16 protein-coding genes and 1 tRNA gene are annotated in these 16,783 nt (G+C 38.6%); 12 read left to right on the forward strand and 5 right to left on the reverse strand.

Annotated elements, in window-relative coordinates; all coding sequences use genetic code 11:
• Window positions 1-91: 91 nt before the first annotated feature.
• From BCELL_RS06545 to BCELL_RS23170, 3 genes are all read left to right on the forward strand, one after another.
• Complete coding sequence (locus BCELL_RS06545; protein WP_013487895.1) at window positions 92-451, forward strand: VOC family protein; 360 nt, start codon at window positions 92-94, stop codon at window positions 449-451.
• Between the two features lie 206 nt (window positions 452-657).
• A complete protein-coding gene (locus BCELL_RS23055) occupies window positions 658-798 on the forward strand; it encodes an effector binding domain-containing protein (protein ID WP_245547001.1) in 141 nt (46 codons plus the stop codon).
• The gene (locus BCELL_RS23170; protein WP_013487897.1) at window positions 791-916 is read left to right on the forward strand and encodes a hypothetical protein; all 126 of its coding nucleotides are present in this window, start codon (window positions 791-793) and stop codon (window positions 914-916) included. The genes BCELL_RS23055 and BCELL_RS23170 overlap by 8 nt, the downstream gene beginning before the upstream one ends.
• A 227-nt stretch (window positions 917-1,143) precedes the next feature.
• On the opposite strand, the gene BCELL_RS06555 is transcribed toward BCELL_RS23170, so the two are convergent.
• Window positions 1,144-1,219 (reverse strand) — tRNA-Asn (locus tag BCELL_RS06555).
• A 404-nt stretch (window positions 1,220-1,623) separates the two neighbouring features.
• Here BCELL_RS06555 and BCELL_RS06560 point away from each other — a divergent pair.
• The 6 genes from BCELL_RS06560 to BCELL_RS22890 all read left to right on the forward strand — a co-directional run bounded on the left by BCELL_RS06560 (window position 1,624) and on the right by BCELL_RS22890 (window position 6,201).
• Window positions 1,624-2,571 (forward strand): ABC transporter ATP-binding protein, encoded by a 948-nt coding sequence (locus BCELL_RS06560; RefSeq protein ID WP_013487898.1) that lies wholly within the window; start codon window positions 1,624-1,626, stop codon window positions 2,569-2,571.
• Complete coding sequence (locus BCELL_RS06565) at window positions 2,568-3,305, forward strand: ABC transporter permease (RefSeq protein ID WP_013487899.1); 738 nt, start codon at window positions 2,568-2,570, stop codon at window positions 3,303-3,305. The genes BCELL_RS06560 and BCELL_RS06565 overlap by 4 nt, the downstream gene beginning before the upstream one ends.
• The gene (locus BCELL_RS06570) at window positions 3,302-3,988 is read left to right on the forward strand and encodes an ABC transporter permease (protein ID WP_013487900.1); all 687 of its coding nucleotides are present in this window, start codon (window positions 3,302-3,304) and stop codon (window positions 3,986-3,988) included. The genes BCELL_RS06565 and BCELL_RS06570 overlap by 4 nt, the downstream gene beginning before the upstream one ends.
• Before the next feature lie 89 nt (window positions 3,989-4,077).
• Window positions 4,078-5,187 (forward strand): sensor histidine kinase, encoded by a 1,110-nt coding sequence (locus BCELL_RS06575; protein ID WP_013487901.1) that lies wholly within the window; start codon window positions 4,078-4,080, stop codon window positions 5,185-5,187.
• A complete protein-coding gene (locus BCELL_RS06580; protein ID WP_013487902.1) occupies window positions 5,187-5,798 on the forward strand; it encodes a response regulator transcription factor in 612 nt (203 codons plus the stop codon). The genes BCELL_RS06575 and BCELL_RS06580 overlap by 1 nt, the downstream gene beginning before the upstream one ends.
• 232 nt (window positions 5,799-6,030) lie before the next feature.
• Window positions 6,031-6,201, forward strand: coding sequence for a hypothetical protein (locus BCELL_RS22890; protein ID WP_013487903.1), 171 nt, complete (start codon window positions 6,031-6,033; stop codon window positions 6,199-6,201).
• Between the two features lie 75 nt (window positions 6,202-6,276).
• On the opposite strand, the gene BCELL_RS06585 is transcribed toward BCELL_RS22890, so the two are convergent.
• Complete coding sequence (locus BCELL_RS06585) at window positions 6,277-6,654, reverse strand: hypothetical protein (protein WP_013487904.1); 378 nt, start codon at window positions 6,652-6,654, stop codon at window positions 6,277-6,279.
• Between the two features lie 499 nt (window positions 6,655-7,153).
• Here BCELL_RS06585 and BCELL_RS06590 point away from each other — a divergent pair, with 499 nt between their 5' ends.
• Together BCELL_RS06590 and BCELL_RS06595 are read left to right on the forward strand one after the other, a co-directional pair.
• Complete coding sequence (locus BCELL_RS06590; RefSeq protein ID WP_041808155.1) at window positions 7,154-8,884, forward strand: ABC transporter ATP-binding protein; 1,731 nt, start codon at window positions 7,154-7,156, stop codon at window positions 8,882-8,884.
• Window positions 8,877-10,685 carry an ABC transporter ATP-binding protein gene (locus BCELL_RS06595; protein WP_013487906.1) on the forward strand — a complete coding sequence of 603 codons (1,809 nt, stop codon included), beginning with the start codon at window positions 8,877-8,879 and terminating at the stop codon, window positions 10,683-10,685. Before BCELL_RS06590 ends, BCELL_RS06595 begins: the two co-directional genes overlap by 8 nt.
• Window positions 10,686-11,052: 367 nt before the next feature.
• Here the strand turns inward: BCELL_RS06595 and BCELL_RS06600 are convergent, their stop codons facing one another.
• Both BCELL_RS06600 and BCELL_RS06605 read right to left on the reverse strand, forming a co-directional pair.
• On the reverse strand, window positions 11,053-11,928 hold the full coding sequence (locus BCELL_RS06600) for a DMT family transporter (RefSeq protein ID WP_013487907.1): 876 nt from the start codon (window positions 11,926-11,928) through the stop codon (window positions 11,053-11,055).
• A 165-nt stretch (window positions 11,929-12,093) separates the two neighbouring features.
• Window positions 12,094-12,621: a polymer-forming cytoskeletal protein gene (locus BCELL_RS06605; RefSeq protein WP_013487908.1), complete on the reverse strand. Its 528-nt coding sequence runs from the start codon at window positions 12,619-12,621 to the stop codon at window positions 12,094-12,096.
• Window positions 12,622-12,860: 239 nt separating this feature from the next.
• Between BCELL_RS06605 and BCELL_RS06610 the strand changes: the two genes are divergently transcribed.
• On the forward strand, window positions 12,861-14,225 hold the full coding sequence (locus tag BCELL_RS06610; protein ID WP_013486809.1) for an IS1182 family transposase: 1,365 nt from the start codon (window positions 12,861-12,863) through the stop codon (window positions 14,223-14,225).
• A gap of 394 nt (window positions 14,226-14,619) precedes the next feature.
• Here the strand turns inward: BCELL_RS06610 and BCELL_RS06615 are convergent, their stop codons facing one another.
• On the reverse strand, window positions 14,620-16,620 hold the full coding sequence (locus BCELL_RS06615; RefSeq protein ID WP_013487909.1) for a S9 family peptidase: 2,001 nt from the start codon (window positions 16,618-16,620) through the stop codon (window positions 14,620-14,622).
• Window positions 16,621-16,783: the final 163 nt, after the last annotated feature.

Below are 16,783 nucleotides of genomic sequence, written 5' to 3' on the forward strand. Positions count from 1 at the left end.
AAATTATTAGATTGAATATCTTTCCTATTTGGCTATACTTAATATATAATACAAGGGAACATAAGTTCTCACTTGAAGGGGAGAATAGTTTATGTGGAAAAGAATAGAATGTGTTGCAATTTATACAGAGGAAATTGAAAAGTCGGTAAAATTTTATCAATCTTTAGGTTTAACTAAATCTTGGGAAACCTTTCAAGATGAAGAAAAACAATGGAGACTAATTGGGATGAAATTTCCTAATGGTAATTCAGAGTTAGTATTAAAGAATAACCCTAATTTGAACTTTTCTGAAACTGAGATTGTTGTTGAAAACGTTCGTGAAACTTACGAAGCATTAAAATCTAACCCTGATGTTCAGTGGATTCGTCCTCCATTTCCGAACTCTTTAGGTGGTTATGTAGCTGTAATGCAAGCACCAGACGGAAATGTATTTGTTTTAGTAGGTAAATAAGTATGAAATTTAAAAAAGTTATAAAGAGTTCGTTTGTGTTAATTGGTTTTAGTTCGGGAGGAAAATGGAGTGGCAATATTGTTTATCCAATTCCAAAATTATGGAATAAATCCAATAAATTTATCAGTGTGCATAATGTGGATGAAATAGTAGGAGTATGACTTCCTCCAAAAAGTGACCATTATTTTTATACTTGTGGATTCGAGATAGAGTCTGTTGATTTCAATAAAGTTGAACAAGGAATGACTTTGCATACTTTTCCTAAACAAAAATATGTCGTATTCAAACATATTGGTCAGGCTAAAGAAATTCCGAACACTTACAGGGAATTTATGGAAGGTGTTTGACAAGGAAAGTTATAAAATTAAAAAAGGAATGCCCGAAATTGAAAAAGTGAAAACTATTATGTTCGGTAAAGAAGAAACAGATGAATATGAAATGGAAATTTGGATACCTATTGAATAGAAGTATATCCTTCAATAAAGAAGGTATTAATTGAAGAACAAAAATTAATCACAATAAAAACGCTTGGAGAAATACCTCCAAGCGTTTTTATATTGCTAAATTAATTATTAATTCTAATGCTTTTTTAATTGCTTTTTGTAATGGAAAAAGAGATGTGAATTTCTATTTTCTCCACGTTAACTGAACTACTGAACTACTTAGTTAAATTTACAGTAACTATTTATTATTGGCTCCACAGGTAGGACTCGAACCTACGACCGATCGGTTAACAGCCGATTGCTCTACCAACTGAGCTACTGTGGAATAGATAAAAGCTAATCATAAAAACTTGCTCTTTCATAGCTAATGATAGCATGGATAAAACATTGAGCATTTAAACGTTATTATTAAAAATACTGCAATTAACACTTTTCAGAAATTATAATTAATCAGGAGTGCGAGACTAATTAAAGTAAATAAAACGAAGCCAATTTCGATGCTGCAATATATCTCATAACCCTCTCTCTTCTTGGGAATTACCGTTAAAACGTATATAATTACTGCTCCGGCCCCACCCTTCCAACCGTTACATTTGTAACTACTCCGAATAGATCCTATTTTGTATTATTATATTTGCAAACAAACAATAAAAGTTGGGGCCGGCCGGATGCCTGAGGTAAACAAGGCAAACAAGAACCGTCCCCGTTAGCCGATGAGGAGGTTTATGGATGTCTATTGTTGATATGAAAAATATTGTGAAACGGTATGGAACGAATTTAGCGCTTGATTATGTGGATTTAGATATTGCTGATGGTGAGATTTTAGGTTTGTTAGGTCCGAATGGGGCGGGAAAAACGACGTTAATTCATGCATTAGCAGGAATTATTCGTATTGATTCTGGTGATATTAGTGTTTTTAATAAGAAGCAAAAAGGAGATGCGCTTGATATAAAGAGGCAAATCGGTCTTGTTCCCCAGGAAGTCTCTTTTTTTACTGACTTAACAGCACAGGAAAACTTAGCTTTCTTTGGAGGGATATACGGTTTAAAGGGTGAAGCCTTAAAGAAACGAATCGAAGAAACTCTTGCTTTTGTTGGATTAAAAGAGCATGCTCGTAAGCTGCCAGGGAAGTTTTCTGGTGGGATGAAGCGAAGACTAAACATTGCTTGTGCTCTTGTACATCGTCCGAAGCTCTTAATTATGGATGAGCCAACAGTTGGAATTGATCCACAATCCAGAAATCATATATTGGAGACGATCCGTAAACTGAATAATAATGGCACTACAATTGTGTATACAACTCATTATATGGAGGAGGTCCAAAGCATAGCGTCTCGGGTTGTTATTATGGATCAAGGACATGTTATTGCTGAGGGCACGGTCGATGAACTCGTAGAGAAAATACAGCATGAGGAAAAAATTAAGCTTCAAGTTTCAGAGCCGGAAGGTGGACTAATAGAGAAGCTGAGAAAACTAGATGGGGTAAAACACGTAACGGTAGCTGGAAAGGAGATTCAAATCATATCACAAGTTGGGGCAGGAACACTCGACAGAGCTCTTTCCATCGCTAAAGAATTCGGAGGTATCCATTCTGTCACGGCAGAAAAGCCGACACTTGAAGATGTATTCCTTACGCTTACAGGAAAAAGGCTGCGAGACGGAGGTGAGAATACATGATGGTGCTAAGATCGAGTGCTTTTATGTTTCGAAGAATGCTAAGAAATTATGTGAGCCTATGTATATTGTTATTAACGCCGATCGCTTTAATTACAGTACTTGGTTTTCTAGCTGATGATGCAATGAATGAGCAGCTTGGCATTTTAATAAAGGCAGAGGTTGCTGTCACGATGATATTTGCATTTCAGCTTTTTAGTGGGTTCAATACAATGGAGTATGTAAAAGGAGACCTGATGTCTTCAACAAAATGGAGAATGTATTCCCTACCTCTAAAAATACAGCAGCATGCGGCATCGATTTTAATTGCGTGTACCGTGTTTAGTGTGTTGCAAGGATATATTATCGTTTTATATACACAATTCATGTATGGCATTGATTGGGGGAATCATGTATTCATTTTGTTAGCGCTATTAGCTGTGGCATTCCTCTCCCAACTCGTTTTTATTAACATTGTTTTAGGTGTAAAAGTATATAAGACTGCAGAAAGACTAGGTACAACCTTTGGACTTGTCAGCCTATTGTTAGCCGAGGTTTGGTTTCCACTACCAGACAACGTGATTTTTAACTTTTTATCTACTTATGGGAATCCGCTTTCGCTCGTAGAAAACATGGTCTATGCGACGATGACGGGGGAAAACGTTGAAAGTGCGATAATCAGTATTGTAATCATTATAACTGTATCCATTTTATTAGTTATTTTATCTTCATTCCTCGGAAGGCGGAGACTTGTATGACCGTATTTACTTTTGTTTTCAAGCGGTTTTTTCGTAAAAAATCTAATTTTATTTATTTGCTCCTTTTACCCATTGGTGTTGTTTTCCTTCCCGAAGCGGAATGGCCTGCAATCCCATTAGGCTTTCAATATTATGGTGTAGTACTTCTGTTTTTAGCATCCAAACTCGGAGCAATCATTCTTGAGGATCGGACGGACAATGTGTTGATTCGCATGAGTGTTTCGCCGATTACTCACTTTCGATACTTGTGGGAAAACCTATTAGCGTATTCTATCATTCTTACTAGCGTAAACATCATTGCCATCATCATTGGCGTCATGTATCATGGCAATGCTGTACCGTCACCAATCCTGCTGTTTATTATTTACTCTATTTTTTCCATGACTGCTCTTGGGTTTTCATTAGCTTGGTATTCTCTATTCCGCAATAGAGAAACAGCGTTTGCGATTATTGGAATAATCGTGATACTCATGGCTATGTTAGGTGGAGTGATGTGGCCAGTTGAACTCATGCCTGACGTACTGCAACGTGTTGTCATGTTGCTTCCAACCTTTTGGTATGCTGAAGCGATGCACCTTTTATCCTTGGAAGAACCAATGGGGAAAATAATGATACCATTAATAATGATGATTTTGTTCAGCATTGCCTTTCTCCTTATTGGAAGCAGAAGAAGGATTGCATAATTTGCTATAATATAGATAGATGAGGTAAGTAACATAAACGACTTCTATGTTACCAGTTGAATGTTAAAAGGAAAGTGTGTGCGACAATCATGAATGTATTTCAATGGACATCTCAAAATGCAACTATTATATGGCGAACGACAGGATTACTCTTACTTTTTTTCCTATGGCTTATGAGCGATAGCAGAGAAGTAGGTGTAATCCTTCTGCTGTTTCTCGCCATTATGAGTGGCGCACGTGCGCGCTTTCGATTACCTGGATGGACTTCGATCATAGATCAAGCTGCCTGCTTTATTGCTATGCTTTATTGGGAACCTGCTGCTTTTTTTCTTGCAATCCCATTATTCGAGGCATTCCTTTCGAGAAAAATAATGTATAGCATTCCAATCATGATTTTTCCATTCGTTTATTCCGAACTGTTGTCACTCACTTTGATTGTCGTTTATATCCAATCGGCTTTGTCAGGTGCGATGATTAGCGGTTGGAGGAAGGAAGCAACAATATATTTGCAGGAAGCAGATCGGCAGCGCAAGGATCGTTACGAATTAGAAAGCTTAAAGGAGGAGTTGCTTTTTGCCAACGTGGAAGGAGCTAGAATGGCTGAGCTTTCGGAAAGAAACCGAATCGCTAGACAGCTTCACGATGATGTCGGCCACGAACTTACTGCTTCGGTATTAGCATTGCAAGCATTTGAACAGCTGTGGAAGGAAGGGGATCCGCAGGCAAAGGAAATGTTTACACAAGTGCAACAAAGAATGACGAAGAGCGCCGAGTATTTAAGAGAAACTGTACATAATTTAAAGCCCGTACAGGAGTTTGGTGTGGAAGGCATAGAAGAGATTACCCGCCATTTTTCAATATGTCCAGTGGCTTTACACGTATATGGTGACACGTCAAAGGTACCACCTTATTTATGGAATATTCTTTATCCGTGCTTGAAAGAAGCTCTCACGAATATTGTGCGTCATGCAGAACCAACGAAGGTCGACGTGACTTTAGATGTCAGTACTCATATCGTTAGGCTGTCCGTTTACAATGACGGGGTGGTAGAGCAGAAAAAGGATGTTGGTGTTGGGCTCAGAAATTTACGTCAGAGAGCGAAGGCTGTTGGAGGCAGTATAGCGATTGATGGTGATGAAGAAGGTTTTCGGTTTATTTGTGTACTTCCGTTGGAAAATAACGATAAAAGGAGATCGTGATGAAAATTTTGATTGTTGATGATGACCCGCTCGTTTGTCAAAGCTTAAAGGTACTCCTTTCCCGTGAAAAAGACATGGAGGTCATTGGCACCGCTCAAAATGGTGCCGAAGCAGTTGCTTTCTGTCAAAAGGAATTGCTGGATGTTGTTCTCATGGATATTCAAATGCCTATCATGGATGGCATTCAAGCTACGAGACAAATAAAGCTAGACCTTCCTAAGGTGAGAATCATGATGCTAACGACTTTTAAGGACGAAAAAAACATTCGTATGGCAATCTTAGCAGGCGCGGAAGGATATTTAATAAAATCAACTTCGGTTACGAGTATGGCACAGCAAATACGTGCACTTATGTCAGGGTCAACAGTACTAGATGCCGATGTGCTTAAAGAATTAACAGAGCCTTCGAATAATGAAGAATTAGACCAACTAACCCCTCGAGAAAAAGATATTGCAGAACTTGTTGCACAAGGATTATCCAATCGTGAAATCGCGGAGCAACTCTATATAGGTGAAGGAACCGTCCGTAACAACTTATCGATCATATTGGAAAAATTAGATTTGCGCGACAGAACGCAGTTAGCGATTTACTATTGGAAAAAGGTGAAGTGAGGGAAGGTGTTGAACATATAGTAAATAATTGAAAAGCGCTTCGAAAAAGATTGAAAGCATTTTGAGGTGGAAATGTTGAATAAGTAACGAAAAAAATTATATACAAGCAGTCTACTTTTTATACGCCTCTAAGAAGAAAGTAATAGCTGTTTTTGGAAGCATTATTTTGACATTAATTCACCGAATAATTATCAATTTCCTTCTGAATAATAATGTCGAAGGAGTGATGAATATGGCTAAACGTTCTGGAAAAACAGATGCACAGCAAAAAAATAAGCAAGGGTTTGATGCAAGTAAAACAGATTCTGAATTCTCTAAAGAGCTAGGTGCTGTAGCAGCAAATAGGGAGCACAAAGAAAAAGCGAAAAAGAAAAGACAGTTAAGAAACGGGCATAACCAATAATGAAAATGGACCTGTACCCCATGTTAAAGGAGCAGGTCCATTTTGTTTAAAAGCATAGAAAGGGTGGTTGGAATTTTAATCATTCCAATGCTGATATAGTTCCTCCCAGTTCACTTTTTTCTTAACGGGTTTAGGTTTGCGTGCGTAGGTGAGATAAAGGTTTTGCGTGCTAATCAATTCGCCAAGAATGTTTCGTTTAACAGTAGGAAAAATAAAGCTTACATAATCATCAAGGTGTTTACAGCTTGGCCTTTCATCCATCGATACTTTCAGCTTTGCGACAACCCTGACACTTAGTCCATTCCCATTCTCAAAGGGGGTTCCTATGCTTATCGTTTCTTCTGTTTGTAATGTACCTTTCAATCCGCTCAAGTAATGGGAAATTTTATTGTTATAATCATCTTCACTTTCTAAATCATAATAAAAGTGAACAATAGTTTCTGCTTGTACCACGTAAAGTCACTCCATTTTTGACAAGGAATTAATAGTAATAATCATAACATATGTAAAGTAATTTCTTGTACAAAATAGCATGAAGGAAGTAAGGGGTTTTAAGTGTGGTGTATAGTATACTACAAGATTGTTCATTTTGTGTTCATATTTATTTTATATAATATTTTAGTTGTTAAATTTTTTTAATTGCTATGTTTGTATAAACGTATGACATTGCAGCGTTATGATAAATTTGCGGGAATATTTTATTATAAAATGTTATTAACACAGTACGGTGTTACATCATCATTAACGTTGAATTCTCATCACCTTAAGGGCTATTTTCATAGCTCATGAGGAATCTAGAATAGCGGGAAAACTATGTGCCTTTTTGTTACTGAAGTTTATATATGGTATGGCTAAATGAATTTACTGTATACTGAAAAAAGTGTAATAAAATGGCAAGGGAGAACCGTCCCTATTAGCCAGGGAGAACCGTCCCTATTAGTGTGGTTAGTTTATGTTGAGAATGATGGGTTATTTAAAAGAGTATAAGTGGTTTGTTGTGCTTATTATTTTGCTTACTTTAATGAGTACGTTATTGGAGTTATTGTTGCCGACGCTCATGGCAAATGTGGTGGATATCGGTATTGTAAATGGAGATATTTCTTACATATTAAGTACTGGTGGAGTGATGATAGGTATTTCCATCCTTGCCATTCTTATAACGATTACTGTGATTTTTTTAGCTGCGAAGGTTGGACAAGGCTTTGGAAAAATGGTAAGACGCGATTTATTTGTTCATGTGCAAAATTTTTCTCTAGAAAGCTTCAATAAAATAGGAACAGCCTCATTGATTACGAGAACGACAAACGATATTAAACAAATACAAGATGTCTTAAATATGATGCTTCAAATGATGACGAGGGCGCCTCTTATGCTTATTGGTGGGATTATTCTTGCTGTCACAAGAGAAGCAACACTTTCTCTCATCTTTTTAGTGGCGTTACCTGTTCTCGTGTTATCTATATTTCTTATTGCTAGAAAAGCAATTCCTCTTTTCACAACGCTGCAAAAGCGGACAGACAGATTGAATTTAGTTATTCGAGAAAGTCTTACGGGTGTGCGAGTCATTCGTGCGTTTAACCGTGTAGAGGATGAGAAGGAACGCTTTAGTGAAGCGAATGAGGCATATCGAGACACAGGGATTAAAGTAAATAGAATTTTGGCTGCACTTTTTCCAGTGCTTATGATCATCATGAATTTTACGAACATTGCGATCGTTTGGTTTGGTGCGATACGAATCGATCAAGGAGCCATGCAGGTTGGTAATATGATGGCATTTTTACAGTATGCGATGATGATTCTCATGTCCTTAGTCATGTTGTCCATCACGTTTATTATGATTCCTCGTGCACAAGCCTCAGCAAAACGTGTAAACGAAGTGCTTCAGCTGAAAGGAACGATTGCTGATCCTGAAGGGGAAGAAGTCGATACGGGGCAACGGGGGCATGTGCAATTTAACGATGTTACGTATCGTCATGCAGGAGCTGAAAAGCCAGCTATCCAAAACATTTCGTTTCAGGCTAAGCCTGGGGAGACAACAGCAATTATTGGGAGTACAGGTGCAGGGAAGTCGACGTTAATTCAACTGATTCTTCGATTTTACGATCCAGAATCAGGAACGATTCTAGTAGACGGTGTGAATACGAAGGAAATGACACAAAAGTTACTAAGGCAAAAAATTGGCTATGTCCCTCAGAAGGCGGCGTTGTTTAATGGAACGATCGCTGAAAATATTCGTTATGGGAAGGCAGATGCGAAAGATGAGGAAGTGCTTGAAGCACTAGAAATAGCCCAAGCAACCGATTTTGTAAATGAAAAAAAAGACGGCATTCATTCGATACTACAGCAATCGGGGGGGAATTTGTCAGGTGGTCAAAAGCAACGACTATCTATTGCACGAGCACTCATTCGTAAGCCTGAAATCTATATTTTTGACGATAGTTTCTCCGCCCTTGATTACAAAACAGATGCAAAGCTAAGAAAGGCACTAAAGGAAAAAATTAACGATGCGACGATGATTTATGTGGGTCAAAGAATCACGACGGTAAAAGATGCCGACCAAATTCTAGTGTTAGATCACGGGGATCTAGTAGGCATTGGTACACATGAACAGCTACTTACGGATAATAGAGTTTACCAAGAAATTGTGGAATCGCAGCAGACGGAGGAGGGTCATCATGGCTAAGGATCAGAAACAAGCACCTAAAGAGATGAAGCCACCAATGGTAGAAAAGCCATTGGAGTTCAAAAAAACATTGAAGCGATTAGCTAGCTACTTAAAGCCTGAACGTAAAAAGCTCATTGCAGTGGCGATCTTTGCTGTGTTGTCTACGATATTTAACGTCCTTAGTCCAATCATATTAGGGACAGCAACAACCTCCATTTTTGACAGTGTAACGACAGGAACTGCTGTTGACTTTGGGTTTATAGGCCAGGTAGTGATGACTTTAGTTTTGCTTTATTTATTAGCATCTTCCTTTGCTTTTTTACAGCAATCATTAATGGCTGGTGTTTCGCAACGGACGATTGCAACTTTAAGGAAGCAAGTAACGGATAAGTTAACGCGAGTTCCGTTAAAGTATTACGATCAGAATTCCCACGGTGATTTGTTAAGTCGTGCAGTAAACGATATTGATAATATAAACAACTCCTTACAGCAAGGGTTATCACAGATCATTACATCCGTTTTTACGGTGCTTGGTATTATTGTGATGATGCTATTCATTAGTCCATTATTAACACTCGTTATTTGTATTACGATTCCGTTAAGTTTGATTTCTGTAAGAACTATTGCGTCTTATTCACAAAACTATTTTAGGAACCAGCAAAACGAGGTTGGTCAAATTAACGGTCATGTCGAGGAAATGTACGGTGGACATCATGTCGTAAAAGCGTTCGGATACGAGAAAACGTCGATTGAGCGATTTGATGAAGTGAATGAGCGTCTTTATAAAGCGGGATCTCGTGCACAGTTTATTTCTGGAATTATGATGCCTGTGATGATGTTTATCGGAAACTTAGGATTCGTTTTCGTTAGTATTGTTGGTGGTGTGCTTGTTATCAATGGAAGCATCGTGATCGGGAATGTGCAAGCCTTTATTCAATACACGCAACAAATTTCTCAACCCATGAATCAAATTGCAAGCATTGCGAATATGATTCAAAACGCCTTAGCATCAGCAGAGCGAGTTTTTATATTGTTGGATGAGGCTGAAGAGAAAAGAGAAGAAAGGTTACCGGTCAATCTAGATGAGGTGAAAGGGAATGTCTCCTTTGAACATGTCGGCTTTGGATATGAGGAAAATGAGGACATCATAAATGATTTAAATATTGAAGTAAATCAAGGGCAGATGGTTGCGATCGTTGGTCCAACTGGTGCCGGAAAAACAACACTCATCAATTTACTCATGCGCTTCTATGAAATAAACCGTGGGAAACTTCGAATTGGCGAGGTCAACTCGATCGACTTATCTCGGGAACAGGTTCGTAGTATTTTTGCGATGGTTTTACAAGATACGTGGCTGTTTAGTGGGACGATCAGAGAAAATATCGCATACGGGAAAAAGAATGCGACGGAAGAGGAAGTGATCGCAGCAGCACGAGCAGCTTATGCTGACGATTTTATTCGTACTTTGCCAAATGGGTACGATACGGTATTGGAAAACGATGCTTCGAACATTTCACAAGGGCAAAGACAGCTATTAACAATTGCCCGGGCAATCATTTCTGATCCAAAAATTTTAATTCTTGATGAAGCAACAAGCAGTGTCGATACACGAACAGAGCTTCAAATACAAAAAGCAATGAAGCAAATGATGAAAAATCGCACGAGCTTCGTGATCGCTCATCGACTATCTACAATTAAGGATTCAGATGTAATCTTAGTCATGAACAAAGGGGACATCATCGAAAAAGGAAACCACAGAGAGCTATTGGAGCAAAAAGGATTTTATGCAGACCTCTACGAAAGCCAGTTTGCACAATAGACTAAAAGGCTAATGGGGACGGACCTAGTTTGCCAAAAACAGTACAAATAAGGAGGCAATTGCTAAGAGGGACGGATCTAGTTTGCCGAAAACATTGCAAATAAGGAGGGCGCTGAAAAAAATGGTTCTTTCACTTTTTCAGTGTCCCTAAGTAATGTGTGTAGCCGTCGCAATCGTTAAAAGCCTGATAGGAGTGGGTTTTTCCTATCAGGCGAGCGACTGCAATACAAGTAAAAGGCACTGAAAAAGTTTCTCTGTACTTTTTCAGTGGCCTCGCAAATAAGAAGCCTCTTGTTTACCTGAGCTAAGGATATGTAGCATTTCCTTAGCTCGTTTGGCAAAAAAGAACCGTCCCCATTAGCCCACATTAGCCTGTTAGAGATATGATTACTGCTCCGAGGAATACGATGGTGGCTACGAAAACAACCAATTTCGAAACAGATTCTTCTTTTTTCATGAAAAAAGAGACGAGGATTACGGTTAGTACTGGGTCTACTGCAAGGATGGCAACGGCATAGCTTACTGGTATATAGGACACAGAAAGGTAGAAGAAAAGTAGCGCTAAACTCGTTGTAACTCCTGCCCAAATATAATAAGGGTTCTCCCTAGCTGAATGAAGGTGTTTACGAATTTTGCCTCTGGAAGCTTCGATAATCGTCAATACTACAAAGGCCGCGAGAATTCCTACGAATACTCCTAGGAAGGGGTTCGGCACATATTCCATTGCTTGTTTAGACATCCCTTGGCCTATTCCATATCCAAATGCTGATAAAAGTGAAATCACATACCCAAGTTTGTATATTTGTTGAGAGGATTGGTGGAAGAATTGAATACCTAACAATATTAATCCAGTAAATATAAGTACAATTCCTATGAAAGGAAACATTGTTATTTGTTCGTTAATCACAACGATTGCAAATATAAAAGTAATGATTGGGGCAGAGTTTTTTATAGCAACTGCCTTTGAAGAACCAATATGTCTAATCCCCATATATAAAAGACCTCGGCCAAAAACGTTAATAAAAATACCTGATAGTATAAAAATAGTGAGACCAAGAGGATGAAGAGAGATGGGAACATCTAGTAAATATATTGAAACCAATAATATAATGCCTAAAATCAACATGTTAATGAATGTAATGATCCACACGCCGTTGTGTTCTGAATGATGCATACCCTTTTTCAAAATGATGTTCGTAATGGAAAAACATAGGGCTGATAAAAAAGCCAAAACAAATCCCATAACTAGTCCCCCGTTTATTTCGTGAAGTATAATAGCCTATGTCATAACAGGGATTTGTTGCACGTACGAAAATACTAATAGGGACGGTTCTCGTTTGCATAAACTGGTAAGTGAGGATGTTTCACATTCCGACTCGTTTCGCAAAGGAGAACCGTCCCCGTTAGCCTATTCTACTTCAATGGATCCGGTTACGTCGCCATCAACTGTTGCAGATGCTTCAAAATCAGCATTAGCAAAGATGAGATTGCCATCAATAGTAGCTGTCTCATGCAGTGTAAAACCGTTTTCTTCTACAAGAACGTCACCATCAATTGTTCCACCTTGGACAAGTAGATTTTCACTTTGTACCGTTAGTGTTGAAACAGATAATGTATGTGTCTCAGTAATATTTCTATCTTCATCTTGCTCATAAAGGGCAAGCTTACGATAAATATCATCTGCTTGGTCACCTCTTTGGTGGAACTGACCTGCAATAATGACATCATCTTCAATTGAAATGTCATCTAAGGTTGCAATAATCCACTCTCCATCTTCACTGACAGCATTCAAAAATGCATCAGAATCATTTACAATAGATGCTGTTGTCACTACGTCTGGCTCATTATTATTTGATGCTTCATCTTCCGTACTACATGCGATTAATACTGTTGCAGAAATTCCAATTACTACAATCCCTTTTAATAAACTTTTCATTTTTAAACATTCCCCCTAATAAAGTTTGTTAATATTTTCACTAATTGATTTTATCACTAATATTAGGGGCATGTTCATGAAGATTTTGACCTTTTCATGAACCTTTTATATATGAATCAATTTCATAATTATTGGCCCTTATGGGCCAAGGGTTTCAGAACATGAAAAAAGGAGTACCTCCCCAAATGTCGAATTTAGTAAGTGACGAACAAACCAATTCGAATGGGAGGAAGCCCCTTATGTCTATTGTACGACAAGAGAGCCTTTTTAGCATGCAAATTTTATTTGACTTAGAACCTACCCAACGTTATGATGAGATTTTTTCAGCGATTGATATTCATCCCATCCTCACTATCGTAGTGAAAAGATCTAATTTAGGTAGACCTGTAGAATTAAACTATCCTGCAATGATTCAAGCACTCGTGGTGAGGCTTGTTGAGAGAATTCCCGAGATGCAACTCCTAGTTGAACGTTTAAACACCGACCTTAAGTTTAAGTTGGACTGTGGCTTTTTGATATCTGATCCAGTCCCTTCTGAAGCTTCATTTTCAAGGATGATTACAAAAATTAAAGATACAGACATTCTTGAAGAGGTAAACTCTCAAATAATAACTGATGCAATCAACGAAGAATATATTACAGATCCTAATATTGCGATTGACTCTGGTCACTTCGAGGCGAGAGATCAGGCTCCTTCAAAAAAAGAAGAGAAACCAAAGTCTGAGCCAAAGAAACGTGGGCGTAAATCAAAGGCCGAACATGAACAATGGTTAAAAGAGAAAGAAGCTAAGGAAGCATCCTTGTCTATTTTTGAAAAGAAAATTGAAGATCAACTAGACGTTTCTTACGATGAACTTCATGATCAAATGCCACTTCATCCTACATGGGGCGTGAAGAAAAATAGTGAAGGGAAAAATGTGTTTTGGTTTGGTTATAAAGGTCATTTAGCTGTTGATACCAAAACTCAGTTTATTCTTCATTCAATGATTTCCTCAGGTAGGCTAAACGATGGTAAAGCTGCTATACCTTTATTAAAAGGAATAGAGAGAAACTTTTCGGAACTTAGGATGATCTATGCACTAATGGATGCAGGATATGATTACGATGCAATCTATGAACAAGTCCATCGAATGAAAGGATATTCCATCATTGCTTATAACAAAAAAAATGAATCAGAGCCAATTGGGTTTGATGAAAATTTCGCTCCAACGTGTGTAAGGGAACATTCCTATCGATACGATAGCTTTGATAAAAAATACCAAACCTTAAAATACACACGTCCAAAAGAGTGTAGGGATTGTCCTCTAGCTGAAGATACATTATGCCAAAAGGTCTACAAGATAAAAATAGAGTCGGATTTACGCCGGTACAGTGCACCCGCACGCGGTTCAGTTGCCTGGAAAGATAGATTTAAGGAACGGAGTTCCGTTGAAAGGGTCATTGGATACCTAAAAGAATTCTTTCAGTTGAACAATGTAAGATATCGAACAGGAAAACGAGCTAAAGTCCATTTTGATTTGGTTACCATGGTGTACAATGGAATGAAATTAGCTAGCATGAGACTTGCTCAAAAACAATATTCAATGAATTCAGTAGCAGCTTAATTCTTTTGTAAAAGGACCAATGTTATTTTAAAACAGCGTTGATTGGAGCTGAAGGTACGAGACGCCTGCGGGAAAAGCAACAGCTGAAGATCCCGCAGGGTGGGTTTCCCGAGGAAGCTGAAGCGTTGCCCGCGGCAAGCGAGTATCCTTAAGAGGAAATCAACACAAATTTAAAGTAACTGATTTAAAAAACGATATAACTATTAATTCTGAAAGTGTTGGCTTTTTTATAAAAGTGAATTATGAAATTGATTCATATAATAAATTTAATTAAATAAAATATAAACAAAACAAAGGGATTAATTTGGCAAACGAGAACCGTCCCCGTTAGCCCCGTTAGCCAACAAAAATAGGGACAGTTCGCGAATAAGAACCGTCCCCATTAGTATTTCTATTAGTTTTTGCGGTCTTCGAACCACCCGATTAAATGCGCTAATCTTTCTAGGCGATGCTTCGGTTTTCCAGAGCGTGAGAGGTCGTGATTTTCATCTGGGAAGCGTACCAATTTTGTTTCGACACCTAGACGTTTAAGGGCAATGTACCATTGCTCTGCTTGCTCCATTGGGCAACGTAGATCCTGTTCACTGTGTAGGATGAGCGTCGGTGTTTTGACATTACGAGCATGCGTAAGTGGAGAGAGTTCCAATAGCTTTCCTACATCATCCCATAAGTCGGCATGCCCGTGCTGCCACTCTGTGAAGAGGAAACCGATATCACTCGTTCCATAGAAGCTATGCCAGTTACTGATACAGCGTTGCGTTACCGCTGCTTTGAATCGATCTGTACGTGTGACGATGACGTTCGTCATGTATCCACCGTAGCTTCCGCCAGTGACAAAAAGCTGATCGTTATCGATGTAGCTGAAGTTATCCAGTGCATAATCGACACCAGCCATAATATCCTCATAATCCATTCCGCCGTAATCACCGATAACTGCATTTACGAAGTCATGTCCATAGCCGTGACTCCCGCGAGGATTCGTGTAAAGTACCACATAGCCTTTGGCAGCCATTAACTGCATTTCGTGGTGGAGTCCGTTACCGTATGCTGTAGCTGGACCGCCATGGATTTGAAGAATCATAGGATACTTTTTGCCTTCTTCATATCCAAAAGGCTTCATCACCCAACCTTCAATATCCCAACCATCCGTACTTTTATAATGGAAATTTTCAGGCGTACTTAAATGCACCTCGTCATAGAGAGCTTCGTTCCAGTTCGTAAGCTTCACTACGCTTTTTACATCTGTTAAATCTTGAGTAACGACATCGCCTGTAGAATGAGGAGTAGCAAGCACTAGAACTGCTTTATCGTCATTTACGATATCGTAAGAAGTTACTGACGCTACGGATGGAGATAAGGAATCCGAAACTTCACCTTTCAGATTTACTCTGAATAATTGGCAATCTCCACCAACTGTCGCGATGAAGTAAATGTGCGAGCTTGTAGCATCCCAAGTTAAGTTTCCTCCGCCTGTGTCGTACTTCGCATCTACACCTACAAGATTCCCAACCGTGTAATCAAAGTTTTCCGTTAAATTCTTTAACTCTCCTGTTTCATAGGATAATAGCAGTACATTCGCATTACCTTGGCTTCTTTCACCACGATTATGACCAGCAAAGGCCAACCACTTTCCGTCAGGTGAAAAAGAAGGTGCGTAAATATAACCATTTCCTTGGTAAAAAAGCGCTTCTTCTTTTTTCTCAATGTCATATTTCCATATTGCAGGAAGGTAGCCCCATTCTTTATCTTCTGCCTTTGTACCGATGTAAATTAAAGAAGCCCCATCTGGAGAAAAACGTGGTTGACCAAAGTCATGATCGCCTTCTGTCACCTTCGTATATTCCTTCGTATTGACGTCAAAAAGATAGACGTGTGTACGATCATCGTTATATATCCCAGCACCGTCTCCTTTATAACGTAGTCTCGTAATGACCTTCACATCACTTTTTTCTTCCTTCTTTTCTTCGTCCTTATCGGTTGAAAGCTTAAACTCTCCACGAATCGTTAAAACAAGCTTGCTTCCATCTGGTGACCAATCGTAGTCACCGACACCTTGCTTCACATCAGTTAACTGAATTGCTTCCCCACCATCTGTATGTAATAGATACACTTGATTTTTCCCAGTGCGGTTAGAACGAAATGCGAGCGAGCTTCCATCTGGAGACCACTTCGGCGCAGCATCAACAACTAATTTATCCTCTTTTGCGTAGTGAGAGGTGAATTGTCTTCCAGGTCCTTTAAGGTCAGTAACGTAAATATTTGAGTAGTAGCCATCCTTTTCCTTATCCACATGTGTTAACACGTAGGCCGCTTTGTCTTTGTTAGGAGACACTTGAGGGTCGCCAACAAACTTAAACTTCACTAAATCTTCAGCAGTAATCGAACGTTTCGTCATATTGAATTCCTCCATTTTGAATATTAAAAAAATCTATTAATCTATTTTAACATTTCGATATTCGAAATAAAAGAAGTAAGTAATGGGACAATTCTCACATCTTTGTTTATGTGGAAAGCTTTCACTTCAATATCCATTTACCAAAATGACGTCATTTTATATC

The organism is Evansella cellulosilytica DSM 2522 (genome assembly GCF_000177235.2).
In the GTDB taxonomy this organism is placed as follows: domain Bacteria; phylum Bacillota; class Bacilli; order Bacillales; family Salisediminibacteriaceae; genus Evansella; species Evansella cellulosilytica.

What these genes read in the sequence shown, in the direction of transcription:
- BCELL_RS06545 (WP_013487895.1), top strand. Translation starts at nt 92, where the DNA reads ATGTGGAAAAGAATAGAATGTGTTGCAATTTATACAGAGGAAATTGAA.
- BCELL_RS06560 (WP_013487898.1), top strand. Translation starts at nt 1,624, where the DNA reads ATGTCTATTGTTGATATGAAAAATATTGTGAAACGGTATGGAACGAAT.
- BCELL_RS06565 (WP_013487899.1), top strand. Translation starts at nt 2,568, where the DNA reads ATGATGGTGCTAAGATCGAGTGCTTTTATGTTTCGAAGAATGCTAAGA.
- BCELL_RS06570 (WP_013487900.1), top strand. Translation starts at nt 3,302, where the DNA reads ATGACCGTATTTACTTTTGTTTTCAAGCGGTTTTTTCGTAAAAAATCT.
- BCELL_RS06575 (WP_013487901.1), top strand. Translation starts at nt 4,078, where the DNA reads ATGAATGTATTTCAATGGACATCTCAAAATGCAACTATTATATGGCGA.
- BCELL_RS06580 (WP_013487902.1), top strand. Translation starts at nt 5,187, where the DNA reads ATGAAAATTTTGATTGTTGATGATGACCCGCTCGTTTGTCAAAGCTTA.
- BCELL_RS22890 (WP_013487903.1), top strand. Translation starts at nt 6,031, where the DNA reads ATGGCTAAACGTTCTGGAAAAACAGATGCACAGCAAAAAAATAAGCAA.
- BCELL_RS06590 (WP_041808155.1), top strand. Translation starts at nt 7,154, where the DNA reads ATGTTGAGAATGATGGGTTATTTAAAAGAGTATAAGTGGTTTGTTGTG.
- BCELL_RS06595 (WP_013487906.1), top strand. Translation starts at nt 8,877, where the DNA reads ATGGCTAAGGATCAGAAACAAGCACCTAAAGAGATGAAGCCACCAATG.
- BCELL_RS06600 (WP_013487907.1), bottom strand. Translation starts at nt 11,928, where the DNA reads ATGGGATTTGTTTTGGCTTTTTTATCAGCCCTATGTTTTTCCATTACG.
- BCELL_RS06605 (WP_013487908.1), bottom strand. Translation starts at nt 12,621, where the DNA reads ATGAAAAGTTTATTAAAAGGGATTGTAGTAATTGGAATTTCTGCAACA.
- BCELL_RS06610 (WP_013486809.1), top strand. Translation starts at nt 12,861, where the DNA reads ATGTCTATTGTACGACAAGAGAGCCTTTTTAGCATGCAAATTTTATTT.
- BCELL_RS06615 (WP_013487909.1), bottom strand. Translation starts at nt 16,620, where the DNA reads ATGACGAAACGTTCGATTACTGCTGAAGATTTAGTGAAGTTTAAGTTT.